Consider the following 25784-nt stretch of genomic DNA (forward strand, 5'->3'; position numbering starts at 1 on the left):
AAGCCGCTTGCCCCCTTTGGCAAAGGGGGTGGGGGGATTGTCTTAGGAAAGCTGCTTCTACTTGAGTTTTTAAGTAGGAGTAGTGCCTACAAATCAATCCCCACCGCTTCGCGGAGCCCCTTTTCAAAGGGGCCAGGCCGCCTGCGGGCGGGACGGGGGGATTATCCGTCCTCTGTCTTTTCTGCGGGGCTGTAGTACTGGCAGGCTTTCGTTTCATTTCGCCTGGGCTTGAGCCGGGGATAGACGCAGTGCCCGGAACCGCATTTCTGATAATCGTCCTCGCCCCATTTCACATAGTGCTGGCGGAAATGCTTGCAGGTCTGGCAAGTACGCCGTCCTTTCATAAAAATCACCTCCAAGTGATAATACTATATAATCACTATTAAGTCAATATATAAAGACTAGTTGAAGAAAGTTTTTTTTTTGATATAATGGTCCTATTAGGTGACTATATAGGGTGGTGTTAATATGGCTGAACCCGTATATGTGAATCGGTCAAGGTTTACGTCCTCACTTGCGAATGAGTTAGTGAAACCCTTTAATGAATTGTCCCAAAAAACGAGGATCACCAAAACCAAATTGCTGGATGAAGCGATTGAAGACCTCTTAAAAAAGTACGAAAAAAGGATGGCTGAGTAAGCCATCCTTTTTATTCTAAAAATTATTTCTTAATCACGATTCCCGGGGTCTCCAGCCCCAGCAGGCAGAGCAGCAGAACGTGTTCCCGGCGGCGGTTCAGGACGGCGGCCTCCCCGGCGCCCTGTTCCAGCTGTTGGAGGCAGAGACGGAGGGCGGCGGACAATTCCTCGGGGAGCTGGTCCGACTCCAGCAGCTCCTGGGCCCGTCTGGAGTCCATCCGCTCAGACCACTCCCCCGTCTCTGCGAAGGTCACCGAGATATCCGCCCGCCGGGAGGCCGGCAGGACCTGGATCCCCAGGGCGGGCAGGGCGTCCAGGTCGGGCTGGAGGGTCTCGGGGCGGGCTCCGGCCACGGCCAGCGTTCTGCCCCGCAGCCGCTCCAGGGCGGGCAGGAGGGACAGCAACACCTCCGCCTTCTCCAGGGGGGCCAGCCGGTGGAGCATATCGTACTCCTGCAAAAAGGCCCGGGTGTACTCCCCATCGGTGGGGGTTTCCACATACTCCTGCCCCCGCTTCTGATAGGTCTCCGTCCCCTTGCCGGCGATGAGCAGCACGGTGGGTTCGGTGCAGTCCAGAATGGCCCGGCGGATGGCCTCGCCCCGGTTGAGCTCAATGGTATAGGCGCCACCCTGGGCGGCCACATAGGAGGCGATCTCCTCGCAGATGGACCGGGTGTCCTCCTCGCCGCTGTCGTCCTCGGTGATGACGGACAGGTGGGCGTATTTCCCGGCCACCTCTCCCAGGGTCTTCCGCCGGTCCAGGGCCTTGTCCCCCACGCTGCCGAAGAGGGCCACCAGCCGCTGTCCGGGGTACTCGGCCTGGGCGGAGCGGCAGAGGTTTTCAAAGCTCATCCCGTTATGGGCGAAGTCCACAATGGCAGTGACGCGCTGGTCGGCGCTGGTATACACCTCCATCCGCCCCGGGACCCGGGCGCGGGCCAGACCGGCGTAGACGTGCCGCTCCGGAATGTCCAGCGCCTCACACAGGGCGGCGGCGGCCAGAGCGTTTTCCACATTGAACAGCCCGGGCATGGGCAGGCGGAGCTCCCGCTCATACCGGGGAGTCCGGGCCCGAAACAGCAGGCCCTGCCCCTCCTTGCGCACCTGGGAGGCGTACACATCCGCCCCCTCGTCCCGCCGGGAGAAGGTGAGCACAGGGGCCCCCGCCGCCCGGGCCGCCTCCAGGACCCGCGGGGCGTGGCCGCAGTCCAGGTTGACGCAGTTCACCGCCCCCTGGCGGAACAGCTTCAACTTGGAGGAGAAGTAGTCCTCAAAGTCCGGGTGCTCGATGGGAGAGATGTGGTCGTATCCGATGTTGAGGAAGGCGGCGGCGGCGAAGTCCACGCACAGGGAGCGGTGGTATTTCAGCGCCTGGCTGGACACCTCCATCACCAGATACTCCATCCCCGCCTCCAGGGCGTGGGCAAAGTGGCGCTGGAGCTCCAGGGGTTCGGGGGTCGTCATGTGGGACTCGAACCGCTCCGCCCCGTCCCAGGTCTCAATGGAGGAGACGAGGCCGCAGTCCGGCTTGCCCTGCTCCGCCAGATAGCTGTCCAGGATGAATTTCAGGTAGTAGGAGGCGGTGGTCTTCCCCTTGGTCCCCGTCAGGCCGATGACCTTCAATTTCCCCGAGGGGTGGTCATAGAATTTGTCGGCCAGGGGGGCGATGGCCTGGCGCATATCGCTTACCAGGATACAGGGCAGGTCCACCGAGAGGTAGGGGCGCTCACTCACATAGGCGACAGCCCCCTTTTCCCCAGCCATGTGGAGGAAGCTCTCCCGAAAATGGGCCCCCTTGCACAGGAACAGGGTCCCGGGGACCACCTCCCGGGAGTCGTAGGACACCAGCTCCACCGGGGCCTCCCGCTCCAGCGCCTCCGGGACGGGGGCGGCCAGCAGACCCCGCTGCTCCAGCAGGGCGATATAGTCGTTGAGGGTGTGTTTCATAGGACGCCTCCCAGGTAAAAAGTTGTTATCCGCAGTCCCAGGTGTAGAACACACGGGAGAAGTCCCGGTTTTTCAGGTCCTCCCCGTTGATGAAGAAATTGCCGACCCCGCCGTCGGCCCACATGATATAGGTCTCCGTCTCGGTCCAGTCGGAGTCCAGCTGGAGGAGCAGGGTGTCGTAGGGGCTGTCCTCCTCCCGGGGGTCAAACTGGGTAAAATAAGGGTAGCCCAGCAGGCGGTGGCCGCAGGTGAAGAGCTGCTCGTAGAGATAGTCCCGGTCGGACTCCTCCAGAAAGTCCCGAAAATCCTCCGCCTCCGGGGGCTGGCCCGTCACCTCCTCCCAGACCTGGGCGAAGAGGGCGTCAAAGCGGCCGTCCTCCGGGCCCATCCAGGAGGTGTCCCTCTCCAGCGTTACCGCCGCGGAGGTCATCACCGGCCAGTAGTCCATATCGGCGTGGGTTGGGATGTTCAGAGGGGCCAGCTGTTCCGCCGTGAGGCCGGGGTCCAGCCTCTTGTGCCAGACCACCTGGAAGCCGCGGGTTGTGTCCCCGCCCCAGTCCGCGCCGAAGCTGTCCCCCCGCCCGGCGAAGAATTGGAGCATCCCCTCCCGGGGCAGCGGGCCGTCCGCCGGGAGCTGTTCCAGGTTGATTTGAGCCAGGAGGATCAGCTTCTCCCCGGCACTGTCCACCGGATAGGGCAGGGCCGCGTCCCAGTAGGGCAGGCCGCCCACCTTGCTGTCAAAGAGCCCAGGGGCGGTACCGGGCAGGAGCTTCAGGGTATAGCAGTCCACCGCGGTGCGCTTTTTGAGCTCCTCCACCACGGCCCGCACCGGCTCACTGCCCTGGGCGGGCTGACGGAGCTCCGGCGGCACGTAGTCGGGGGGCAGCTCCACCGACACCCCCCGCCCGGTCAGCTCCTCCAGCGCCTCCAGACCGGTCAGCTGGGCCCGGGGCGGCAGGTGGACCTGGCGCAGAGCGGGCAGCTGGAGCAGCAGAGCGCAGTCGGTAAAATTGGTCCACCGCAGGTCCAGCTTTTTCAGCTTTTTGCAGGCGGCCAGAAAGGAGAAGTCCTGGACCAGCACCGTGGGAATGCTCTGACTGCGGGGCGTGGCGAAGAGGAGGGTGTGAAGATTCTCCATCCATCCAATGGCGGAAAAATCCTCCGGCTCCCCGCTGGGCTGGACGCTCTGATAGTAGGGGTCCCCGTCGTAGGAGAAATCATTGAGGATCTTCACCTTTTTCAGGTCGTAGAGGGACCCGGGGACACGGTTCAGAGAGCAGGTCACCGCATGGCTCAGCCGGGGGTCCATATGGGGAAGAGGGGTCATGGGAGTTTCCTCCTTACTTGATAAAAATATGCCGCAGGGGCTTGTGGCAGGCCTCCACCGCCCGCTGGGCCAGAACGGCCATAGCGTCGGTGTAGTAGGGGGGCAGGTGGTGCCTGTCGGCGAAGACGGACAGCTCAGTGCAGGCCAGCACGCCGCAGTCGCAGCCCTGGGAGAGCAGATCCCGGTGGATGGCGGCAAACTTCTGGGGGTCGCCGTCTCGGCCCGCCTTCACGTCGTCGTAAATGAAGGACATCACCAGTTTCTGCGCCTCCGGCGAGGGGACCACCGCCTCAATTCCGGCGGCGGCAAATTCCTTCTGGTATAAACCGCTCTGGATAGTCCCGTCAGTAGCCAGGATGCCGGGCCGTTTCAGCCCCTGACCGGCCAGCAAACAGGCAGTCTCCCGGATCATGTGGAGGATGGGGATGCCGATGTACGCCTGGACCCGGTCCAGAAAGAAGTGGGAGGTGTTGCAGGGCACGGCGATGCAGGTGCAGCCCGCCCGCTCCAGCAGCTTGGCGTCCTCCAGCAGACGGCAGTACACCGCCTCCTGCTGCTGTTTGCTGCCCAGAATGGCGGTGGTGCGGTCAGGCATGTCGCTGTCCGACAGGATCAGGGCGTTGACGTGCTCCTGGTCGGTCTGGGCGTCGGTGCGGTCAATGACAAATTGGTAAAAGGTGTTGGTGGCCTGGGGGCCCATGCCGCCTAAAACACCTAAACGGTATTCCATATATCTTTCCTTTCTTCCTTCTTTTCTTTGTAAAGACATAGAGCCCCTTAGTGAATACGAAGTATGAACTTAGGGGCTCTTGGTGCCGCAAAGCGGTAAAGAAGCAAAAGAAACTTTCCCCTGCGCCACGATACCCTTGCAATAACTTCTTCCCTCTCGCCCGGTTACGAGAACCCGCCGCCGGTTTTTCGCCCTGTGATTTTTGAAGTATTTTAATTAAAATCAAAATTCGATTCAGCCTTCGTTACCGGGTGGAGCACCTTAGGTCATCCCAAATATCTTTCAGAGCGAGGAAAAAGTTCTTTTTCGGTTCCTTTTTCTTTCAAGAAAAAGGAACGCCCGCCCGGCGAGGGCAACACGGCGGGGGCAACTCAGCGGGGGGCAATTACTCCTCGTTCGGCACTGTGTTATACTGGTCAAAGCGTTTGATGTTGCCCAGGTGGTTTTTCATCACCCGCAGGCGGCGGCGCAGGGAGGCGTCCCCGGCGTAGACCAGGGAGTGGTGGTCGGCCCCGGCCTTGATGAGGGCGCGCATCTCCTGGTGGTACTGCTTGGGGGTAAACTTGAAGGCCACGCCCTTGGGGACCATCCGCCACAGGGAGCGGTTCTTCGTCATCTGGAAGGGCAGCTCCTTCCCCTCCACCAGGTCCTCCACCAGCAGCTTTGCGATGTTGTGCCCCGCACCGGTGACATAGTAATTGCTCCGGCCCTGGCGGCAGTTGATTTCAAAGGCCTTGTACCTGCCGTCCCGGCGGTCGTACTTGATATCAAAATTAGAGAAGCCCACAAAGTGCAGCGCCTCCAGCAGGCCCTTGATTTTCCGGCAGAGCTCCTCGTTTTGTTCGGTGAGGATGACGGCGTGGTTGCCGATGCCGTGGGGGGAGTGCTCCTCCAGCAGCACGTGGCCCAGGCACATGGTGGTGACCCGGGCATTGTGGTCGGAGTAGCTGGTGAGGACCCGCATATAGCTGTCGTCCCCGGGGATGAACTCCTGGAGGATCATGTGATTCTCGTACCCGGCGGCGTACACGTGGTCCAGGCTCTGGAGCAGCTCCTCCCAGCTCTGGCAGATGTAGACCTTGGCCAGGGTGCGGTCGCCGGTGGCCCAGTAGGTGACGCTCTCGGCGGGCTTGGCGATGTAGGGCGGGCCCCAGGGCAGGGTGAAGTTGTGGCCCATGGACTTGTCATAGATGAAGGTGGCCGGGTGGTCGATGCCATACTGGTCGCACAGCTTGTAAAACTCCTCCTTGTTGATGAGGGTGTCCAGCAGCGCCCCGTCAATGTAGGGGGCAATCACGTTCTCCGGCAGGGAGTCCCGGCAGTGGGCGGCCATCTGGACGTAGTTGTCCCCGCAGCCCAGAAGGATGACCTTCTTGTCCGGAAATTCCGCCGCCACCGCCTGGGCGTTTTTCCGGAAGACGTCCATATCCTCGTTATTGGGGCACACCCGGTAGTCGAGAATGGCGCTGTTGTAGCAGGGGAAGGAGGGGTACATCCCATAGGCGATGGTGCGCACGCCGTAGGCCTCGTGAAAGGCCCGGGCCACGCTGTACACATTGATATCGCCGCCGAACACCAGCGGCTGGAAGGGAAGGGACATTTGAAAAACCTCGCTTTTTTGAACACTTCTATGTTTCTTCTTTTCTTTTATAAAAGAAAAGAAGCAAAAGAAAATTTTCGGAAAAACTTTATTTTTTCTCTGGACTTTTTTGATAGGCTTTATCATTTAACGAAATTCCCTGGTAAAGCCCCGGGCAAAGATGGGGTCCACGTCGAAGGTGGCCAGGTCGCCGGCGGAGCACTTCACGTTGGTGACGTTGAGCAGGGTCTCGGTGGAGCCGATGGGGCCCAGGACGCGGACCCGGTGGTCGCCGATCCGGACGGTATGCCTCCGGGCCCGCCGCCACTGCCGCCACAGGGCCAGCAGGCCGGTCTCCCGGGGGCGGATGACCCCGAAGCCGTTCTGGTAGCCCACCGGGAGAACGGCGACCCGGGCGGGCTTTTTCAGAATGATGGGCTTGTCCGTGCCGATGGTGTGGCCCTTGGGCAGCCAGCGGACCTCGGCCAGGGGGACCTCGCCGTAGCCCACCGTTTTCAGCCGGTCGTCCCGGGTGCGGCGGCAGCGGCCCAGAATGGCGGATCCGGCCCGGACTCCGTCCAGGCGGGCGCCCTCGTTGTGGAGCAGGGCGAAGGAGCCGGCGGCGTGGACCACTCCCGTCTCAAAGCCGGCGGCGTGGATGGTGTCCAGCACCTGGCGGAACTGCTCCAGCTGGCGCTGCGCCTCGGCATCGTTGCGCTTTATGCCGTGGAGCTGGGTGTAAATGCCCTCCAGCGCCACGTTGGACAGTGAGCGGTAGGCCAGCAGGATCTTCTCCGGTTCGCTGACCAGAAAACCGCCGAAGCCCATGCCCGTGTCAACCTGAATGTGGGCGCAGGCCACGGTGGCCCGGTGCTCCGCCAGGGCGTTGAGGGCCAGACCGGTGTCCACTGAGGAGATGGTACACACCACATTCAGGTCCACCAGCCGCTCCAGCTCCTCCCGGTTGGTGGTGGAGCGGAGCATTAAAATTTCCTCGTCCACAAAGCCGGCCTGACGCAGGGCCTCCGCCTCCTTCACCTCGCAGACGGCAAAATGGCCAATCCCCTCCGCCCGGAGCAGCTTGGCCATGGGGACGACTCCCGTCCCGCCGCCGTCGCCGGTGAGGACCCCGTAGATGACCGCCCCTGCCGCCTTCTCCTTGATGACGGACAAGTTGTGTTTCACTGCGGTCTTTTCTATAACCAGCCTGCGCATAAGGACACACTCCCTTTTCTCTCTTCTAAGCTGTATACCAATTCACATTATTTTACCACCTTCTGGAGAAAATAGCAATGAAAAGCTCATTGGAATGTGGGGCGCTTGGGCGGGACCGCCGGCGGAAAAATCCTTAAAATTGCCCCTCCGGCCCCGTCTGCCCCACTTCCGTGGTTGCAATTCGGAAATAATTGGTGTAAAATAGGACCACTATATTTTAGATTGGAGGAGTATCTCTATGGATGATAAGGTAAAGGCCCTGTTGGAGCGGGTGAAGGGGACGGCCAACTACGCCGCCGATGCCGCCGCAGATGGCGCCCGGGCCGCCGGCAAGCGGGCGGGCCAGATGGTGGACGTGGCCAAGCTGAACGTCCAGCTGTTTGACCTGAACGGCGAGTACAACGATCTGCTGCGCGAGCTGGGTCAGGTGATGTACAGCACTCACCTGGGCCAGGCCGCCGACCCCGAGCAGGTCACCGCTCTGCTGGCCCAGGCGGACGAGAAGAGCGGCAGGATCGCCGAGCTGAAGGGCCGCATCTCCGACCTGCGCCAGTCTCAGACCTGCCCCGGCTGCGGCGCCCCCTGCGGAAAGAGCGACAAGTTCTGCCGCGCCTGCGGCGCACAGCTCTAAATCCCGATTTTGATGTTTGGAGGATCTTATGGACTATACCATGGAACAATATCGCGCCAGCGCCCAGGCCATTCGGGAGCGCCTGGGGAATTTCGTCCCCAAGGTGGCCATGGTGCTGGGCTCCGGCCTGGGCTACCTGGGGGACGAGGTGGAGGAGGCCATTGCCATCGACTACCGGGATATCCCCCACTTCAAGGCATCCACCGCCCCCGGCCACAAGGGGCGGCTGGTCTTCGGAATGCTGGAGGGACAGAAGGTGGCCGTCATGCAGGGGCGGATGCACCACTATGAGGGCTACTCCTATGAGGAGGTGTCTTATGCCGTGCGGGTCCTGCGCCTGCTGGGCTGTGAGGCACTGATCGTCACCAACGCCGCCGGCTGCGTCAATACCAGCTGGCAGGCCGGCGACCTGATGCTCATTACCGACCAGATCAAGATGTTCTCCCAGTCTCCCCTCCGGGGGGAGAATCTGCCCGAGTTCGGCGTCCGCTTCCCCGACGCCAGCCATCTGTATACCCCCCGCCTCCAGGAGCTGGCCCGCCAGACCGCCAGAGAGCAGGGCATCCCCCTGCGGGAGGGCATGTATTTCTACTGCTACGGCCCCCAGTACGAGACCCCGGCGGAGGTCCGGGCCGCCCGTATCCTGGGGGGCGACGCCGTGGGTATGTCCACCGCCCCCGAGGTGATTGTGGCCGGCCACTGCGGCATGGAGGTGCTGGGCCTGACCCTGCTGTCCAATATGGCCGCCGGCATTCTGGACCAGCCCCTCTCCGAGCAGGAGGTGCTGGACGCTGCGGCGGCGGCCCGGGAGAAGTTCTCCGGCCTGGTTCGGGCCTGCCTCAAGAAGATGTAGCTTTTTTCTTCCTTTTCTTTGGAAAGAAAAGGAAGCGAAAAGAAACTTTTGCGCAAAACTCCGCTGCGCTCCATTTTGCTTCCCGCCTCTCCATACAGTCTGTTCCTGTAAGGGAAGATTGGCAGGTCAGGCGGGAGAAAAAACGAAGTTTTTTCGAAAAGTTTTTCTTTTGTTTCTTTTCTTTTTACAAAAAGAAAAGAAAAAGGGAGGAAATTAAGAAGATGGCAATTTTATTTGAAAAAGTGACGGCTGTCACCATGGACAAGAGCCGGCCCGTGCTCAAGGACGCCTATGTATCGGTGGAGGGCACGAAAATTGCCTCAGTGGGGACCCAGCGCCCGGCGGGGGAGTTTGACCGGGTCATTGACGGGACCGGCAAGGTGCTTATGCCCGGCTTTGTCAACGCCCACACCCACGTGCCCATGACCCTTATGCGGGGCTACGGCGGGGGCTGCGACCTGCACACCTGGCTCAACGACTACATCTTCCCTGTGGAGGCCAAGCTGGATGAGCGGTGTGTGGCCGCAGGAGCGGGTCTGGGGCTGGCGGAGATGATTGCCGGCGGCACCACCTGTATTGCCGATATGTATATGAAGACGGGGACGGTGGCCAAGACCGTATTGGAGGCGGGCATCTCCGCCAATCTGTCCTGCGGCGGGGTCTACTTCGGCGACCCGGCGGATTTTTCCCCGGAGAAGTGCAATGACTGTCAGACCCAGATTGTCCTGACAGAGGAGTGGCACGGTGCGGGGGAGGGCCAGATTTTGGTGGACGCATCCATCCACGCCGAGTACACCTCCACCCCGCCCCTGTGGCAGTGGATGGCGGACTTTGCTCAGAAACACGGCCTGCGGATGCACGTCCACGTGTCCGAGACCCACGGGGAGCATGAGCGGTGCATTGAGAAGTACGGCAAAACCCCTGCGCAGGTCATGGACCAGTACGGCGTGTGGGCCAACGGGGGCATTGCGGCCCACTGCGTCTACCTCTCCGGCGGCGACGCGGAGCTCTTCGCCAAACGGGGCGTTACCGCCGTCCACAATCCGGTGTCCAACCTGAAGCTGATGTCCGGCGTGGCCCCCCTGTTCTTCCTGAAGGACTGCGGCATGAGGGTTGCCCTGGGCACCGACAGCGTGGCCTCCAACAACAGCCACAGCATATTTGAGGAGATGAAGACCGCCGCCCTGGTCCAGAATTGCAGCTTTGCCGAGGACCACGGCCAGCTGTCTGCGGCGGATATCCTGGCCATGGCCACCGTCAACGGTGCGCGGGCGCTGGGCCGGGACACGGGCGTCATTGCGGAGGGGAAGACTGCCGACCTGATTTTGATCGACTTCACCAGTCCCAACCTGTTCCCCTGCCATGACGTGATGGAGAATCTGGTCTACTCCGCCGCCCCCTCCAACGTGGTGATGAATATGGCCCGGGGAAAAATCATATATGAAAATGGGACCTTCCTCACCCTGGACCTGGAGAAGATCAGGGCCGAGGCGGAGGGCTACGCCCTGCCCCATCTCTTCGGAGGAAAGTAAATGCCCGCCTACTTTGAGATGTCCCTGCAATTCCTGCGCAAGGATTTGTACCCCGGCTTCATCGCGGACTTTGACGGGGCGCTGGAGGGGGCCGGACTGGCGTTTCTCTCCGGCTTTATGGAGGACCAGGGGCTGTCCCGGGAGGAGCTTGCCGCCTGGAACCAGAGGAAGTTGGAGGCGGACTTCTGCCTGGGCATGACGGAGCACTTCTCCCACGGCTACAAGCAGACCCTCTACCGCTTCGGAGACTACAGCGAGGTCCGGGCCTTCTGGATGAACCAGTACCCCGACGGGGGCCAGTTCAACTGCTCCATCATCATCCCGGAGATTGAGGTGGTGGACGAGGACAATTACACCGTCTTCCAGGCGGACAAGGCGGAGCAGCTGCTGGAGCTGGCCAAAAAGCTGTGGCAGTTTCCGCCGGTGAAGGTCATTCAGACCGGCCTGGAGGGGGACGACCACACAAGTCTGCGGCAGCTGCGCCGGGGCGTTCCCGCCTGCGCGTGCCCCTTCGCCATGCTGGAGGGGGACTGTCATCCCGGCGACGACGGGAGCCAGGTCACAGAGCTGACCCAGGGGCGGCCGGGACTGCTCCTGCGGGACAGCGACGACCTCCCCGGGCCGGTGATCCGGCTGCCCGCAGGGACGGGCTTCCTCCGGCTGGAGGAGCGGCCCGGCCCCAACAAGTAAAATCCACAGATTATAAGGAGACTGCCTATGGCCCGATATGACGCGCCCTCCCGCCGCCGCGGCGGACAAAAACAAAATACCTTCTTCGGCGGGGCGGCCATTCTGGCGGTGGGCATCCTGGTGGTCAAGCTGATTGGGATGTTCTACAAAATTCCTCTGGTCAACATCATCGGCGCCCAGGGGAACACCGACTTTACCAACGCCTACAACATCTACGCCGTGCTGCTGTCCATCTCCACCGCCGGGCTGCCGGTGGCGGTGTCCAAGCTGGTCAGCGAGGCCAACGCCCAGGGCCGGCGCTGTCAGGTGAGGCGGACCCTTCAGCTGTCTCTGATTTTGTTTCTGGCCCTGGGGGCGGTGTCCTTTCTGGTGATGTTCTTCAAGGCTGACCTGCTGGCCGGCATGATGCACGACAGTAAGGCCGCCCCCGGCATTCAGGCCCTGGCCCCGGCGGTGGTGTGCGTAGGCTGTCTGGCCGCCCTGCGGGGCTACAGCCAGGGGCACCTGAACATGACCCCCACCTCGGTCTCCCAGATCATCGAGGCGCTGTGCAAGCTGGTCATCGGCCTGTCTCTGGCCTGGTGGTTGATCTCGGCGGGCAATCCCCCGGAGATTGCCGCCGCCGGAGCCATTACCGGTGTGACGGTGGGGACGGTGGCCGCCCTGATCTATATGGTCATCAACTTTTTTGCGGCCAAGGCCCGGGAGCCCCGGCTGACCCGGGACGTACCCGACAGTGCGGCCGATATCCTGGGGGACATTCTGCGCATTGCCATTCCCATAACCCTCAGCTCCTCCATGGTGGGCATTGTGACGGTGATCGACTCCTCCCTGGTCCAGGGCCAGCTCCAGCGGGTCCTGCTGGAGACTCCGGCCTGCTGGGACCTTTACCGGACCTTTCTGGATTTTGCCCCCCTGGAGCAGGCCATTTCCAGCTGGAAGGCCGCCCTGCCCGCGGGGACTGCCGCCACCATGTCCGTCCTCACCAGGCAGGTGGACGCCGCTCAGGCGGCGGGGACCGCCCTCAGCGGACTGGACAGCGCCGCCGTGGAGGTCTACGGCCTGCTGGAGTCCATGAGCCGCTCTCTCTACGGCAACTACGGCGGCGCTCTGAATATCTACAACCTGCCCATCTCTCTGATGGCGGCCATTACCGCCTCGGTCATCCCAGCCGTCTCCGGCGCGCTGGCCCGGCGGGACCGGCGGGAGGCCTCCCGGATGTCGGGCTCGGCCATGCGCATTACCGCCCTGCTGGTGTGCCCCATGGGGATCGGCCTGTTTGTCATGGGCCGGCCCATTATGCAGCTGCTCTACCCCGCCCTGGAGCTGGAAATTGCCGGCCCCCTGCTGTCAACTCTGGGCCTGGCCACCGCCTTCGTGTGCATGATGATGGTGTGCAACTCCATCCTCCAGGCCCACGGCTTTGTCAACCTGCCTGTGCTGGTAATGCTGCTGGGGGGCGGGGTGAAGATTTTTGCAAACTACCATGCGGTGGCCATGCCCCAGGTGGGCATCTACGGGGCGCCGGTGGGCAACATCCTGTGCTTCAGCCTGTGTCTGGCCATGGACCTGGTCCTCATCGCCCGGGTCATCCCCCGGCGGCCCCAGTATCTGGATGTATTCTTAAAGCCGCTGATGGCCTCCGCCGTGATGGGCGTCACCGCCTGGGCGGTAAATGGGCTGAGCTCCAAGATCTGCCTCAGCATGGGCCAAAAGAGCCTGGAGGCGGCTGCGGCCTCCGGCGCCGCGCCCGGGGGACTGGGCGGACGGCTGTGCGTGCTGGACCAGGCCGCCGGTCAGGTTCTGGGTCTGAGCCGCATGGGCTGTGCCCTGACAACCCTGGGGGCCATTGGCGTGGCTATGATCGTCTATCTGGCGCTGGTCATCGTGCTGCGGGCCATAACCCGGGACGACCTGTCTCTGATGCCCAAGGGGGATAAGATCGCGCGGCTGCTGGGGCTGTAATGTTCCGCCCCGGCGGGCTGCACGAATGAGAGGATCCATCCGTTCTTGCAGAAAAAATAAAAAAAGGCTTGATAAGGGAGAATAATTGTGGTAGATTTTCAAGTGGCGGTGGAAAAATATACGATAGATGACCTGTTGAACATTATGGAGCGGCTGCGCGCGCCTGACGGCTGCCCCTGGGACCGGGTCCAGACCCACCAGTCCATCCGGCAGAATATGCTGGAGGAGGCCTACGAGGCGGCGGAGGCCATCGACCATATGGATATGGTCAATCTGAAAGAGGAGTTGGGCGACGTTTTGTTGCAAGTGGTATTTCACGCCCGCATGGCCCAGGAGGCGGGCCGGTTTGACTTTGGCGACGTGGTGGACGGGGTGTGCAGAAAGCTGGTCTACCGCCACCCCCACGTCTTTGGCGCTGTGGAGGCGGCGGACCCCGAGGGGGCGCTGGACACCTGGGACGCCCAGAAGCGCACGGAAAAGGACCAGCGCACCACCGGCGACGCCCTGGACGGGGTTGCCCGGGCTCTGCCGGCGCTGACCAGGGCGGCCAAGCTCCAGAGCAAGGCGGCCAAGGCGGGCTTCGACTGGCGGGAGGTCAATCCCGCAGTGGACAAGCTGTCCGAGGAGCTGGAGGAGCTGAAAACCGCCATCCGGGAGGAGTCCAACGTGGAGGAGGAGTTGGGCGACCTGCTGTTTGCCGCCGTTAAGGTGGGCCGCTTTGTTCAGGTGGACGGGGAGACCGCCCTCCAGGGGGCCTGCGAGAAGTTTATCCGGCGGTTCAAACGGGTCGAGGCCCTGGCGGACAGGCCGCTGGACCAGCTGGAGGTGTCTCAGCTGGAGGCGCTGTGGCAGCAGGCTAAAAAGGATGCTTAATGTCCCGGTAGGGAGAGGGGCTTAAGTATATACACGGCAGCCGGTTCTGCCGGGCTGCTAATATCATGCACAGGAGGAGAAAACATGAACAAGACCGAATTGATCGCGGCAGTGGCGGAGCGTTCCGAGCTGTCCAAGAAGGACGCGGAGGCCGCTGTGACCGCCATGATCGATGTGATTACCGAGGCCCTGCGTCAGGGGGAGAAGGTCCAGCTGGTGGGCTTTGGTTCCTTTGAGGTGAAGCTGCGGGCGGCCCGCACCGGCCGCAACCCCCGGACCAAGGAGGAGATCCCCATTGCCGCCTCCAAGGCTCCGGTATTCAAAGCCGGCAAGGCCCTGAAGGACGCGGTTGCCCGCTGATTGGATTCATTTTACAAGAGGGAGAGAGGGCGCTGCGGGGGCAGCGTCCCTTTTATATGTCCGCCAAGGAAGGAGGAATGTCTATGCGATTGGACAAGTGGCTGAAGGTCTCCCGGCTGATCAAGCGCCGCACGGTGGCCAACGAGGCCTGCGACAACGACCGGGTCAGCGTCAACGGCAGGACCGTCAAGGCCAGCTACGACGTGAAGGTGGGGGACCGGCTGGAGCTGAAATTTGGCGCCAGCACCGTGAAGGTGGAGGTGCTGGTGGTGGCCGACAACGTGGGCAAAGCGGACGCCGCCGCCATGTACCGGGAAATTTTATGAGAAAGCGGATTGTCTCCGCCGCCCTGGCCCTGCTGCTCCTGACCCAGGCGGGCTGTCTGCGGGACTCCAGGCCGGTGGAGGGGACCACCTTCGCCATGGATACGGTGATGACCCTCACCCTCTACGGCGGCTGGGACCGGGAGCGCACCAAGGAGGGCCGGGACTGGATGATGGGGCGGCTGGTTTATTTTGACCAGCTTCTGTCAGCCGCCAGCGAGACCAGCGATGTGGCCCGCATCAACCGATCCAACGGACAGCCGGTGGAGGTCTGCGAGCTCACCGCCCGGCTCCTGGACCAGGCTCTGGCGCTGTGTGAGCTGACCGGCGGCGCGCTGGATATTACCGCCTGCCCCGCCGTCAAGGCCTGGGGGTTTACCACCGGGGAGCACCGGATCCCCAGCGGGGAGGAGCTGGCGGCGCTGGCGGAAAAAATCGACAGTTCCGCCGTCCGGCTGGAGGGGAATATGGTGACCCTCCCGGAAGGGATGGAAATCGACCTGGGGGCGGTAGCCAAGGGATATGCCGGCGACCAGAGCAGAGAGACGGCCCAGAGCTATGGAATCACCTCCGCCCTCATCGACCTGGGCCAAAGCACCATTGTGGCGGTGGGAGGCAAGCCGGACGGCTCCCCCTGGCGTATCGGCGTGGTGGACCCGGCCCAGCCGGAGGACTATTTTGCCGTGGTGGAGCTGGAGGATATGGCTATGGGCACCTCGGGGGGCTACCAGCGGTATTTTGAGGCGGATGGGGTCACCTACTGGCACATCCTGGACCCCGAGACCGCCGCCCCTGCCCGGTCCGGACTGAGCTCCGTGACGGTGGTGGCCCCCTCCGCCCTGACCTGTGACAGCCTGTCCACCGCCCTGTTCGTCATGGGTCTGGAGGAGGCCGCCCAATTCTGGCGGGAGCACCCTGCGCTGGAGTTTGAGGCCATTTTCGTGACGGAGGAGGGCGAAATTTACCGCACCGCCGGGCTGGAGGGGCGCTTTTCCCTGGCGGAGGGCTATAGGGACCGGGAGGTGACGGTGCTGGAATGAGAACCAAGCTCGTATTGGCCCTGGTGCTGCTGGCGGCGGCCCTCTCGGCGGCGGCTCTGCTGCTCCGAGACGGCGGAACCCAGGCCCCGGTGGCCCGTATCACCCGGGACGGGGTCCTGGTGGAGGAGATCCCTCTGGATGGGATTCAGGAACCCCGCTCCTTCACCCTGGAGGACGCCAGCGGCAGCAACAGGGTCGAGGTGGAGGCGGGCCGCATCCGCATTGCCCAGGCCGACTGCCCCGACCAGATCTGTGTGAAACAGGGCTGGATCTCGGACGGGACCGTGCCCATTGTCTGCCTGCCCCACAAGCTGATGATTGAGATCGTGGGGGGCGGAGGTGATTTGGATGGGGCGGCGGGTTAAGGGGACGGCGCGGATCACCCGGCTGGCCCTGCTCACTGCCATCGCCCTGACCATCTTTCTGGCGGAGGCCCAGATCCCTGCGGTGACCGCCGTGCCGGGCATCAAGCTGGGGTTGGCCAACATTGTCACCGTGTATGTCATGTTTGTCCTGGGGCCCGGCGACGCTCTGCTGGTGCTGTCCGCCCGGGTCTTTCTGGGGGCGGTGTTCTCCGGGCAGATGATGACCCTGCTCTACAGCGCCGCCGGGGGATTTTTGAGCTGGTGCGCCCTGTGCCTGCTGGGCCGGCTCCTCTCCCGGGGGCAGATTTGGCTGGCCAGTCCCGTAGCCGCCATATTCCATAACCTGGGCCAGCTCCTGGCCGCCGCCGCAGTGCTGCGGAGCTGGGCGGTGATGGCCTACCTGCCCTATCTGGTGCTGGCCGCCGTCATTGCGGGGCTGTTTACCGGGGTCGCGGCCCAGGCGCTGCTGAAGCGGTTGGACAAGCTGCGGCCCTAGGCTCTAAACCGCCCCCTCCCAATTATAAAAGCAGAAGCGCCACGTCAGTGGTGCTTCTGCTTTTTCTTACTTCATCTCGTGACTGTTGAGCAGTGCGTGTTTGATATCCCACAGCTTTTGGGACAGGTCCACATAGTAGTTGTGGGGGTTCTCAAACCGCTTCACCTCGTCCCACAGGGCATCCACCTGCCGCTGGCAGTAGGCCCGGCTGGTCTGGAGGTCGGGCACCTCATACACCAGCTCGCCTCCCCGGAAAATGGGCACCATCAGTTCCCTGGCCTCGATGCCGGTGTACACCTTCCGCTTCCAGGTGGCGTCCGGGTCGAAGAGCTCCAGGGGCTGGTCGAAGTCGAACTCCTCATCGTGGAGGCAGATGAGGTCGGCCTCCGCCTTGCCGGTGTCCTTGGAGAAAATGCGGTAGATTTTTTTGAAGTGGGGGGTCGTGATTTTGGCGGCGTTCTCGCTGATCTTGATCTTGGGGATGATGGCGCCGTCGTCGTCCTCGATGGCGGCCAGCTTGTACACCCCGCCGAACACCGGCTCGCTGCGGGAGGTGATCAGCCGCTCGCCCACGCCGAAGGAGTCGATGCGGGCCCCCTGGCGCACCAGGTCCCGGATGATGTACTCGTCCAGGGCGTTGGAGGCCACGATCTTGCAGTCGGTGAAGCCCGCCTCGTCCAGCATCTCCCGGGCTTTCTGGGACAGGTAGGTCAAATCGCCGCTGTCCAGCCGGATGCCGCATTTGGTAATGCCCATGGGGACCAGCACCTCGTTGAAGGCCCTGATGGCGTTGGGTACGCCGGAGCGGAGCACGTTGTAGGTGTCCACCAGCAGGGTCGCGTTGTTGGGGTAGAGCCGGCAGTAGGTCTTGAAGGCGGTGAGCTCGTCGGGGAACATCTGGACCCAGGAGTGGGCCATGGTACCGGTGGCGGGGGAGCCGTAGCGCTGGTCGGCCATGGTGCAGGCGGTGGCGGCGCAGCCGGCGATGTAGCTGGACCGGGCCCCCAGCAGTGCGCCGTCCGCCCCCTGGGCCCTGCGGGAGCCGAACTCCGCCACAGGCCGGCCCTCGGCAGCCCGGACGATCCGGTTGGACTTGGTGGCAATCAGGCTCTGGTGGTTCAGGGTCAGCAGAATAAAGGTCTCCACAAACTGGGCCTGGATGGCGGGAGCCCGGACGGTGAGGATGGGCTCGTTGGGGAAGACCGGGGTCCCCTCGGGCACGGCCCAGATGTCGCCGGTAAACCGGAACTCCCGCAGGAAGGCCAGAAACTCCTCGCTGAAGCAGCCCTTGGTCCGCAGATAGGCCACGTCCTCCTCGTCGAAGCACAGCTCCTGGATGTACTCCACCACCTGGGCCAGCCCCGCCGCAATGGCAAAGCCCCCCTTGTCCGGAACGGAGCGGTAGAACACGTCGAAGTAGCACACCCGGTCCTGCAGGCCGGTCTGGAAATAGCCGTTGGCCATGGTCAGCTCATAGAAGTCGCACAGCATGGTCAGGTTTGTCTTTGCTTTCATAGGGAAAGCCTCCTTTGTCGGGAGTGACAAGACACCCCCTCGTTTGAACTCATTATACACGCTGCGAAAAAAAATGCAAGGGTTTGGTGAAACCAAAAAGCGCCTGGCTGTGATATGATAAGTGAAAGCGGCTTTCAAAACAGTTCGGGAGTTTTTCTTATGCGGGAAGAGATCATCTTGCAAAAAATATACGCCGGCGATCCCGCCGGCCTGGAGGCGCTGATGGAGCGCTACATCCCCTATGTCTCTGCGGTGGTGTGGAACATTCTGCGAAATTCCATGCCTCTGGAGGACGGGGAGGAGGTAGTGTCCGACGTATTTCTGGCCGCATGGCGGCAGCCGTCGGCCCTGCGTCCGGGCTCGGTGAAGAGCTGGCTGGGGGCGGTAGCCCGGAATAAGGCCAAGAACAGGCTTAGGCGGATGGATCGCACCCTGCCTCTGGAGGAGGACGCCCTGGACATCCCCGGCCCCGACGACCCGCCCGGCGACCTGGAGCGGGCGGAGGAGCGGCGGCTGGTCCGCCAGGCGGTGGATTCCCTGCCCGGCCAGGACCGGGAGATTTTTCTCCGCCACTACTACTACACCCAGACCGTACAGGAGATATCACTCTGTATGTGCCTCAATGAATCCACAGTGAAAACCAAGCTCCGGCGGGGCCGGATGAAGCTGAAAGAAATTTTGACGAGGGAGGGGTTTCTCCGTGAAGCGTAACATTTCTGACCTGCTGGACTGCTATCCGGCGGAGAACATGGAATTGGGCGGAACTACCCCCTATTCCTCCGCAAGAATTAAGGAGATTACTATGAATAAAATCGATCATGCAGATATGCCCAGCACCAAATCCAAGACCCGCGTCAGGCCCGCCCGGCTGCTCATCGCCGCGGCCATCGCGGCCGCCCTGTCTGTCTCCGCCCTGGCGGCCACCCGCCTGCTGGGCGGGGAGCTGTTCGGCGACGTATTCTCCCAGGGCAGCGGCAGCTCCCTCTCCCAGGGACAGATCGACGCCATCGACCGGCTGGTCCAGACCTTCGAGGGGCAGGACGGCTCTATCCCCGCCGCCGTCACCGACAACGGGGCCACCATAACTCCCATCGCCGCCCTGGCGGACGAGAATGTCTACTACCTGCGCCTGCGGGTGGAGGCCCCGGAGGGGACCGCCCTGCCCGACCTGGACATGGACCGGGACGAGGCCGTCTATCAGCTCTTCGGCCCGGAGAAGGAGGACAGACTGGAGCTGGACCCCGCCCAGGGGGTCTATCCCAAGGATGCCTTCGGCTATCAGCTGGATTTCCGCACCTTGCCCGACAGCGAGCCCAACGACAACATCAAAGAGTTTGTGGTGCAGTTCACCAACCTCAGCGACAACGGGATCACCCTCAACGACGGGGTCTCCAAGCTGCTCACCATCTGCGGCCTGTGGATTCAGGACGCCAATAAGGGCTACACCCCTGTCTTTACCGGGGAGTTCGTCTTTGACATCGGCCTGAACTTCCAGTCCCAGAAAATCGACCTGCCCGCCCAGGGCCTCACCTGGCGCCACGAAATGCTGGACTACACCAACACCCTCCAGGCCATGACCCTGTCCCCCCTGAGCCTGTCCTATCAGGTGGACTGTTCCATGCCCGAGAACGACCACATCGGCGCCCAGCTGGGCGACCTGGAGATCGTGCTGAAGGACGGCACTGTGTTCTACTCTGAGGTCAACACCGCCCAGGATGATGAGGTGCTGGCCAACTACATCCGGGAGATGGACATCACCCTGCCCCTCACCGGCGCGCCCACCGGCGTGTTCGAGAACTATATCATCTTCGACCAGCCCCTGGACCTGAGCCAGGTGGACTGCATCCGCTACGGCGAGACCAAAATCCCCGTCAGCGCGGAATAATTTCCCGCCTCTGAGACATACTGAACCCACAGCGATTCTCACAATTCCCGCCCCTCTCCGGGGCGGGAATCAAAAATATCGCAAGGAGGGTTCATAATGTCCGACAAAACCGAGGCCTTTCTCCACAGCCAGACCCGGGAAAATCTGATGCGGGCCTTCGCCGGGGAGAGCCAGGCCCGAAACCGCTACACCATCGCCGCCGGAGTGGCCAACAAGGCGGGGCTGGCGGTGCTCCAGGGGGTCTTCCTGTTCACCGCCGGCCAGGAAGAGGTCCACGCCAAGCAGTTTTACAGCGCCCTGGAGGACTGCGCCGGTCAGACCATCAAGGTGGACGGCACCTACCCGGTGGATATCTACTCCGGCCTGCTGGACTACCTGCGCGCCGCCCAGCACAACGAGTACCAGGAGTGGGAGCACGATTACGACCACTTCGCCAAAACCGCCATGAGCGAGGGCTTCCCCCTGGTGGGCAAGCTCTTTGAGAACATCGCCCGGGTTGAGAAGACCCACGGGGACCGCTTCGGCAAATTCGCCGACCTGATGGAGAAGGACCAGCTGTTTTTCTCCCAGGTGGAGACCCAGTGGATGTGCCTGCACTGCGGCTTCGTGCTGGAGGCCACCGCCGCCCCCGCCCACTGCCCCGTCTGCCGCCACCCCCAGGGCTACTTTGTCCGGGTCGAGCTGGCCCCCTGGAGCTAAATCAAAAAGGATGGCCGATCACTCGGTCATCCTCTTTTTCTGTGTATCAATTGCGTTGAGCGCCAGTTCTCCGGCCAATTTGAGCAGCGCATCTGACATCACCTTTTCCGCTGCAAGACCGCCCGCTTGTTGTCCAATCCGTTGATAGAATCTATATAGGTACCTTGGCATCTCCAGTGTGACTTCTTTCATCAGCATCAGGCTTCCTTCCCATTTGATACGCCAATTATACTACATTTTTCGGATGAGGTCAGGTGACCTCAAAAAGAAATCCCCCGATTGGTATTCTAAAGCTACAGGAAGGGGGCGGAATAGATGGTAAAGCCGGAGATCGTGGGCCGTGTGTTGACAGAATACCGGGAACGCAAAGGATTGACTCAGGAGGTGCTCAGCGGTTTGGCCGGACTGGACCGGACCCACTACAGCAAATTGGAACGGGGCCTGCGTATTCCAACCCTTGATACACTGTTCAAAATTGGTCAGGCTCTGGATATCCCGCCGCACGTCATCCTCCTGTCCATTGAAGAGGCACACAAAGGGGAAGAAAACTAAAACGTTTCGTATTCTGCATCACGTAAAATACGAAACGTTTTTAATTATGTGTTCAGTTTGGCCTCCAGCGCCTCCTGGAGAACGCCGGAAAAATTGATGTGCGCCGCCTCCGCCGCTTCATTCAGCCATGCGGGAAGGGAGAGGGTCTTCTTCACCGACCTGCTGTTGTGTTTCCGATTGTATTCCATCCAGTCAAAGGGGATCATCACAATAAAATCATCCCCCTCAATCCGAAACGCGGACGGCACCGAGGCCCGAGGATACTCAGAAAGACCCTCCAGCATCAGGCCAATGGCGTCCTGTGCCATTTCCACCGCCTCGTCCATGGTCTCCCCCTGGGTGAAACAGCCCTCAAGGTCCGGTATGGATACGGAAAAGCCCACATCCTCAGGGTGAAATACTGCGGGATAATACACATTCTTCACGTGCTCCAACTCCTTCCGCTTTCCCACCGTACTATATAAGGGCTTTATTCAAATTCCCCGGAAATACTTCCACTCTGGAGGATATGCCCCTCCGCCGCCCGCAGGAAGGCTTTCTTTCGCCTGCCGGCGGACAGCTCCAGTTTGCAGTCCAGGGCGTAGACGGTAAAACGATAGGTGTGCCGCATAGCCCGGGGCGGCTTGGGCCCGGCGTAGCGGTGGAGTCCGTAGGCGACCCCCTGAACCCCGCCGCCCGGTACGGTCACGCCCGCCGGAATGCCCTCCGGTATCCGCTCCGAGACGGGCAGGTTCCAGAACACCCAGTGGGTGAAGCCCTTGAGCGGGTGGCTCATGTCCTCCAGGACCACGGCCAGAGAGACCGCCTTGGGGGACAAGTTTTCCAGCACCAGCTCCGGAGAGCGGTCCGCCCCGCGCCCGGTGTGGTCAATTAGAAATTTCCCGTTTTCAATGCCGGGACAGCGTACAGTGAAAGGCTCCATAAAAATCTTCTCCCTTGTTGTACAAATTCCCTCTTGCAAAACCCATAGAAAGTGTATATAATAGTAGATGGTTAGGGGACAGTACCAGCACATAGGCATGTTCCTTTACCCCATATGAGAGCTGATGTGCCGGCTCTCATTTTCTATATCTTAAAATCCTTACTAACCCGCTTTTGGACAACAGGATTAAGTCAAATGTGCCAATTTGGCTTCTTCTGATCCTTCGCATCAGCTGATATTCCAATTGGGATAAATTGAGCTCCTCCACAACGTTCAGGATAACTCCACCCGGGTTATCCTGAATTTGTTTTATGGCATGTTGCATCAATTTATCCGCCCCATTTATGGATGACGCGCTTTTTAATTCCCACAATTTATTATTCCAGAGGAGATCGGCCATTTTCTGATTTTTGATTTCAGATTCTTTCAGCAGGACAATATTTCCCCCAAACGTGCGATGAAGCCATTCGGCCATATCAATCTCGTGCTGATGATCTTTTACCCGATAGCCCTTATCATATGTAACAGAGCCATACCCTGGTACGGCGGTGCTGAGGTATTCCGCTGTTACGTCCTCGCACAACTGCGCTTTTGACGGGGTCGGTATTCTGCTCACATCCGGCATCTCCCTCGCAGGATTTTAGCCTGTTCCCCCTGTTTTTTCAAGAGGCAGGTTAAGAAACAGGGCCCCATATAAGACATGGAGCCCTGCAACTTTGATTATCCCTTTTTCTTGGACGCCTCCCGCATCCGGGCGCCGTGGTCCAGCAGCCGCTTGCGCAGGCGGAGATTTTCCGGGGTACACTCCAGCAGCTCATCGTCGGCCAGGAACTCCAGGCACTGCTCCAGGGAGAGCTGGCGGGGGGGCACCAGGCGCAGAGCCTCGTCAGAGCCGGAGGCCCGCATGTTGGTCAGCTGCTTTTTCTTGCACACGTTGACCGAGATATCCTCCGCCTTGGGGCACTCGCCCACGATCATGCCGCCGTAGACGGGGGTACCCGGGCCGATGAACAGGGCGCCCCGCTCCTGGGCGTTGAACAGTCCGTAGGTGACCGCCTCGCCGGTCTCGAAGGCCACCAGGGAGCCGGTATTCCGCCGGCTGATCTCCCCCTTCACAGGGGCGTAGGAGTCGAAGACGGAGGCCATAATGCCCTCGCCCTTGGTGTCGGTCAAAAACTCGCTGCGGTAGCCGAACAGACCCCGGGAGGGGACCAGGAAGTCCATCTTCATCCGCTCGCCCACCGGGTTCATCTCCAGCAGGTCCCCCTTCCGGGAGCCGATCTTCTCAATGACCGCGCCCACACAGTCCACGGGCACGTCCACCACCAGCCGCTCGATGGGCTCGCACTTTTGGCCGTCGATCTCCTGGTAGAGGACCCGGGGCGGGGACACCTGGAGCTCGTAGCCCTCCCGGCGCATGGTCTCAATGAGGATGGACAGGGACATCTCCCCCCGGCCCGCCACGTTGAAGGCCTCGGTGGAGTCGGTCTCGCTCACCTTCAGGGACACGTCCTTCAAAGTCTCCCGGAACAGCCGGTCCCGGAGCTGGCGGCTGGTGACAAACTTGCCCTCCCGGCCCGCAAAGGGGGAGTCGTTCACCGAAAAGGTCATCTCAATGGTGGGGGCGGAAATCTGGACGAACTCGATGGGCTCCACCTGCTCGGGGGCGCAGATGGTGTCGCCGATGGTCACGTCGCCAATGCCGCTCATGGCGATGATGCTGCCGGCGGAGGCCTCCTGAACGGGGACCTTGGCCAGGCCGTCAAACTCGTACAGAGAGGTGGCCTTTGCCTTGGCGGGCGCCCCGTCGGGGTCGTGGTAGTTGCACACAGCAATCTCCTGGTTCTGCCTCACCACGCCCCGCTCAATGCGGCCAATGGCGATGCGGCCCACAAACTCGTTGTAGTCGATGGAGGACACCAGCATCTGGAAGGGGGCGGTCACGTCCACCTCGGGGGCGGGGATATAGTCGATGATGGTGTCGAAGAGGGGCTTTAAGTCGCTGCCTGCCACGTCGGGCTGGACGGAGGCGGTGCCCTGACGGCCGGAGCAGAACAGCATGGGGGAGTCCAGCTGTTCATCGGTGGCGTCCAGGTCCAGCAACAGCTCCAGACACTCGTCCACCACCTCATAGACCCGCTGGTCGGGCCGGTCGATCTTGTTCACCACCACAATGACCTTGTGGCCCAGCTCCAGCGCCTTGCTCAGCACAAACCGGGTCTGGGGCATGGGGCCCTCGGCGGCGTCCACCAGCAGAATGACGCCGTTGACCATCTTCAAAATGCGCTCCACCTCGCCGCCGAAATCGGCGTGGCCCGGGGTGTCCACAATGTTGATTTTCACGTCCCCGTACTGCACGGCGGTATTTTTGGCGGTAATGGTAATGCCCCGCTCCCGCTCCAGGTCGCCGGAGTCCATGACCCGGTCGGCCACCGCCTGGTTCTCCCGGTAGACGCCCGACTGCTTCAGCATCTCGTCCACCAGTGTGGTCTTGCCGTGGTCCACGTGGGCGATGATGGCAATATTTCTCAGCTTCTCGTTCCGCATGGAAATGCACCTCGATATTATTCAAAGTAATAACGACACATTATACAGCGTTCCCGCAAAAATGGCAATGGTTTTTTTACTATTCTTTCGGGGCATTTTGGTAATTTTCTGAGGTAACCTGTTGCGAAAGCCTCCATTTTGCGGTACACTGGAAGAAAAAGGGGGGAGCGGCATGGACCACGAATTTTATATGCGCCAGGCGCTGGCCCTGGCCCGGGAGGCCATTGAGGACGGAGACGTGCCGGTGGGCTGCGTCATCGTCCGGGAGGGGGAGATCATCGGTCGGGGCCGCAACCGCCGGGAGGCGGACGGCGACGCCACCGCCCACGCGGAGGTGGAGGCCATCCGGGACGCCTGCGGGCGGCTGGGCAGCTGGCGCCTCCACGGCTGCACCCTGTACGTGACCCTGGAGCCCTGTCCCATGTGCGCCGGGGCCATTATCAACGCCAGAATCGGCGCGGTGCGCTACGGCGTCCGGGACCCCAAGGCGGGGTGCTGCGGCTCGGTGCTCAACCTGTTTGAGGAGCGGTTCAACCACCACCCCCGTATCTACCAGGGACCGCTGAACGAGGAGTGCGAGAGCTTGCTTCAGGAATTTTTTCAGAACCTGCGATAATATTTAAATCTTTTGTAACATCTCAAGAAAACTTTTGTAAAATCTATTGTCTATACTCATACTCGCAAGGCAAGAACATCTTTTCATTCTATCCTCCATTTTTTGAAAGGCTGACGGGTCGCTCCGTTGGCCTTTCTCCCTTTTATGGCGGCAGAATCTTTTTCGTTGGGCGAAATTCCTCCCCCGCCTTGAGAGTAAAATGAAACCCCAAGGAAGGGATGTGACCTTCCTCGGGGCTGTTTTTTTGTGAGGGCGTGTAAACCCTTGCAGATTATAGTCATGTTTATTTACAAATCCCTAAAAAATTCATCATAGGAGTCCACTTTATAAATCTCCTTCAACGCCCGCAGTACGCTGACTCTGACATTATAACGTCCCCGTTCTATTTGGGAAAGTGTTTCACGGCTTATATAGTTACCACAGTTGAAAAGCGGTACAAAGGGCATCATCAAAGGAAAAGACAGCGGGAAGGATTTTTCTCAAAA

The 25784-nt window shown here is 61.3% G+C and carries 29 protein-coding genes; 17 read left to right on the plus strand and 12 right to left on the minus strand.

The annotated features are described in order from the left end of the window. Positions 1 to 161 precede the first annotated feature (161 nt). Entirely contained in the window at positions 162 to 344 is a 183-nt protein-coding gene (locus D1646_RS18630; protein WP_160637906.1) for a hypothetical protein, read from the minus strand. Positions 345 to 468: 124 nt separating this feature from the next. On the opposite strand from D1646_RS18630, the gene D1646_RS18635 reads away from it, so the two are divergent. After that, positions 469 to 639, plus strand: coding sequence for a ribbon-helix-helix domain-containing protein (locus D1646_RS18635; RefSeq protein WP_160637907.1), 171 nt, complete (start codon positions 469 to 471; stop codon positions 637 to 639). 22 nt (positions 640 to 661) lie between these two features. Here D1646_RS18635 and D1646_RS18640 read toward each other — a convergent pair whose 3' ends face one another. From D1646_RS18640 to D1646_RS18660, 5 genes are all read right to left on the minus strand, one after another. Continuing rightward, positions 662 to 2584 (minus strand): UDP-N-acetylmuramoyl-L-alanyl-D-glutamate--2,6-diaminopimelate ligase, encoded by a 1923-nt coding sequence (locus D1646_RS18640; protein ID WP_160637908.1) that lies wholly within the window; start codon positions 2582 to 2584, stop codon positions 662 to 664. A gap of 25 nt (positions 2585 to 2609) precedes the next feature. Next, positions 2610 to 3911, minus strand: coding sequence for a YwqG family protein (locus tag D1646_RS18645; RefSeq protein WP_160637909.1), 1302 nt, complete (start codon positions 3909 to 3911; stop codon positions 2610 to 2612). A gap of 13 nt (positions 3912 to 3924) precedes the next feature. Beyond that, positions 3925 to 4641, minus strand: a complete 717-nt coding sequence (locus tag D1646_RS18650; RefSeq protein WP_160637910.1) for an amino acid racemase — start codon at positions 4639 to 4641, stop codon at positions 3925 to 3927. Between the two features lie 385 nt (positions 4642 to 5026). Further along, on the minus strand, positions 5027 to 6241 hold the full coding sequence (locus D1646_RS18655) for an ATP-grasp domain-containing protein (protein ID WP_160637911.1): 1215 nt from the start codon (positions 6239 to 6241) through the stop codon (positions 5027 to 5029). A gap of 126 nt (positions 6242 to 6367) precedes the next feature. Continuing rightward, complete coding sequence (locus D1646_RS18660; RefSeq protein ID WP_160637912.1) at positions 6368 to 7435, minus strand: alanine racemase; 1068 nt, start codon at positions 7433 to 7435, stop codon at positions 6368 to 6370. A gap of 238 nt (positions 7436 to 7673) precedes the next feature. On the opposite strand from D1646_RS18660, the gene D1646_RS18665 reads away from it, so the two are divergent. From D1646_RS18665 to D1646_RS18715, 11 genes are all read left to right on the plus strand, one after another. Continuing rightward, a complete protein-coding gene (locus D1646_RS18665; protein ID WP_160637913.1) occupies positions 7674 to 8066 on the plus strand; it encodes a zinc ribbon domain-containing protein in 393 nt (130 codons plus the stop codon). A 28-nt stretch (positions 8067 to 8094) separates the two neighbouring features. Further along, positions 8095 to 8919 carry a purine-nucleoside phosphorylase gene (locus tag D1646_RS18670; protein ID WP_160637914.1) on the plus strand — a complete coding sequence of 275 codons (825 nt, stop codon included), beginning with the start codon at positions 8095 to 8097 and terminating at the stop codon, positions 8917 to 8919. 221 nt (positions 8920 to 9140) lie between these two features. Further along, the gene (locus D1646_RS18675; protein WP_160637915.1) at positions 9141 to 10451 is read left to right on the plus strand and encodes an amidohydrolase; all 1311 of its coding nucleotides are present in this window, start codon (positions 9141 to 9143) and stop codon (positions 10449 to 10451) included. Beyond that, positions 10452 to 11141, plus strand: a complete 690-nt coding sequence (locus D1646_RS18680) for a hypothetical protein (protein WP_160637916.1) — start codon at positions 10452 to 10454, stop codon at positions 11139 to 11141. A 27-nt stretch (positions 11142 to 11168) separates the two neighbouring features. Beyond that, entirely contained in the window at positions 11169 to 13106 is a 1938-nt protein-coding gene (locus D1646_RS18685; protein ID WP_160637917.1) for a polysaccharide biosynthesis protein, read from the plus strand. 87 nt (positions 13107 to 13193) lie between these two features. Continuing rightward, positions 13194 to 13979: a nucleoside triphosphate pyrophosphohydrolase gene (gene mazG, locus D1646_RS18690; protein WP_160637918.1), complete on the plus strand. Its 786-nt coding sequence runs from the start codon at positions 13194 to 13196 to the stop codon at positions 13977 to 13979. Positions 13980 to 14063: 84 nt separating this feature from the next. After that, a complete protein-coding gene (locus D1646_RS18695; protein ID WP_160637919.1) occupies positions 14064 to 14339 on the plus strand; it encodes an HU family DNA-binding protein in 276 nt (91 codons plus the stop codon). Positions 14340 to 14422: 83 nt separating this feature from the next. Then, on the plus strand, positions 14423 to 14665 hold the full coding sequence (locus tag D1646_RS18700; RefSeq protein WP_160637920.1) for an RNA-binding S4 domain-containing protein: 243 nt from the start codon (positions 14423 to 14425) through the stop codon (positions 14663 to 14665). Beyond that, positions 14662 to 15702 carry an FAD:protein FMN transferase gene (locus D1646_RS18705; protein WP_243154246.1) on the plus strand — a complete coding sequence of 347 codons (1041 nt, stop codon included), beginning with the start codon at positions 14662 to 14664 and terminating at the stop codon, positions 15700 to 15702. The genes D1646_RS18700 and D1646_RS18705 overlap by 4 nt, the downstream gene beginning before the upstream one ends. Then, positions 15699 to 16067 (plus strand): NusG domain II-containing protein, encoded by a 369-nt coding sequence (locus tag D1646_RS18710; RefSeq protein ID WP_160637921.1) that lies wholly within the window; start codon positions 15699 to 15701, stop codon positions 16065 to 16067. Before D1646_RS18705 ends, D1646_RS18710 begins: the two co-directional genes overlap by 4 nt. Beyond that, positions 16051 to 16563: a Gx transporter family protein gene (locus D1646_RS18715; protein WP_201754761.1), complete on the plus strand. Its 513-nt coding sequence runs from the start codon at positions 16051 to 16053 to the stop codon at positions 16561 to 16563. Before D1646_RS18710 ends, D1646_RS18715 begins: the two co-directional genes overlap by 17 nt. Before the next feature lie 66 nt (positions 16564 to 16629). Here D1646_RS18715 and D1646_RS18720 read toward each other — a convergent pair whose 3' ends face one another. Beyond that, positions 16630 to 18078, minus strand: coding sequence for a nicotinate phosphoribosyltransferase (locus D1646_RS18720; protein ID WP_160637922.1), 1449 nt, complete (start codon positions 18076 to 18078; stop codon positions 16630 to 16632). A gap of 159 nt (positions 18079 to 18237) precedes the next feature. Between D1646_RS18720 and D1646_RS18725 the strand changes: the two genes are divergently transcribed. The 3 genes from D1646_RS18725 to rbr all read left to right on the plus strand — a co-directional run bounded on the left by D1646_RS18725 (position 18238) and on the right by rbr (position 20662). Further along, positions 18238 to 18789, plus strand: a complete 552-nt coding sequence (locus D1646_RS18725) for an RNA polymerase sigma factor (protein WP_160637923.1) — start codon at positions 18238 to 18240, stop codon at positions 18787 to 18789. Further along, on the plus strand, positions 18779 to 19963 hold the full coding sequence (locus D1646_RS18730) for a hypothetical protein (protein WP_160637924.1): 1185 nt from the start codon (positions 18779 to 18781) through the stop codon (positions 19961 to 19963). Before D1646_RS18725 ends, D1646_RS18730 begins: the two co-directional genes overlap by 11 nt. 96 nt (positions 19964 to 20059) lie before the next feature. Further along, a complete protein-coding gene (gene rbr, locus D1646_RS18735; RefSeq protein WP_160637925.1) occupies positions 20060 to 20662 on the plus strand; it encodes a rubrerythrin in 603 nt (200 codons plus the stop codon). Positions 20663 to 20680: 18 nt separating this feature from the next. Here rbr and D1646_RS18740 read toward each other — a convergent pair whose 3' ends face one another. After that, positions 20681 to 20860 (minus strand): hypothetical protein, encoded by a 180-nt coding sequence (locus tag D1646_RS18740; protein WP_160637926.1) that lies wholly within the window; start codon positions 20858 to 20860, stop codon positions 20681 to 20683. A gap of 117 nt (positions 20861 to 20977) precedes the next feature. Here D1646_RS18740 and D1646_RS18745 point away from each other — a divergent pair, with 117 nt between their 5' ends. Continuing rightward, a complete protein-coding gene (locus D1646_RS18745; protein ID WP_160637927.1) occupies positions 20978 to 21214 on the plus strand; it encodes a helix-turn-helix transcriptional regulator in 237 nt (78 codons plus the stop codon). Positions 21215 to 21258: 44 nt separating this feature from the next. Here D1646_RS18745 and D1646_RS18750 read toward each other — a convergent pair whose 3' ends face one another. From D1646_RS18750 to typA, 4 genes are all read right to left on the minus strand, one after another. Beyond that, a complete protein-coding gene (locus tag D1646_RS18750; protein WP_160637928.1) occupies positions 21259 to 21639 on the minus strand; it encodes a type II toxin-antitoxin system HicB family antitoxin in 381 nt (126 codons plus the stop codon). Positions 21640 to 21683: 44 nt separating this feature from the next. Beyond that, positions 21684 to 22136 carry a YbhB/YbcL family Raf kinase inhibitor-like protein gene (locus tag D1646_RS18755; RefSeq protein WP_160637929.1) on the minus strand — a complete coding sequence of 151 codons (453 nt, stop codon included), beginning with the start codon at positions 22134 to 22136 and terminating at the stop codon, positions 21684 to 21686. Positions 22137 to 22272: 136 nt separating this feature from the next. Then, positions 22273 to 22752, minus strand: a complete 480-nt coding sequence (locus D1646_RS18760; RefSeq protein ID WP_160637930.1) for a hypothetical protein — start codon at positions 22750 to 22752, stop codon at positions 22273 to 22275. A gap of 104 nt (positions 22753 to 22856) precedes the next feature. Next, positions 22857 to 24683: a translational GTPase TypA gene (gene typA / locus D1646_RS18765; protein ID WP_160637931.1), complete on the minus strand. Its 1827-nt coding sequence runs from the start codon at positions 24681 to 24683 to the stop codon at positions 22857 to 22859. A gap of 172 nt (positions 24684 to 24855) precedes the next feature. On the opposite strand from typA, the gene D1646_RS18770 reads away from it, so the two are divergent. After that, entirely contained in the window at positions 24856 to 25299 is a 444-nt protein-coding gene (locus tag D1646_RS18770) for a nucleoside deaminase (RefSeq protein WP_160637932.1), read from the plus strand. Positions 25300 to 25784: the final 485 nt, after the last annotated feature.

The organism is Pseudoflavonifractor sp. 60 (genome assembly GCF_009911645.1).
In the GTDB taxonomy this organism is placed as follows: domain Bacteria; phylum Bacillota; class Clostridia; order Oscillospirales; family Oscillospiraceae; genus Lawsonibacter.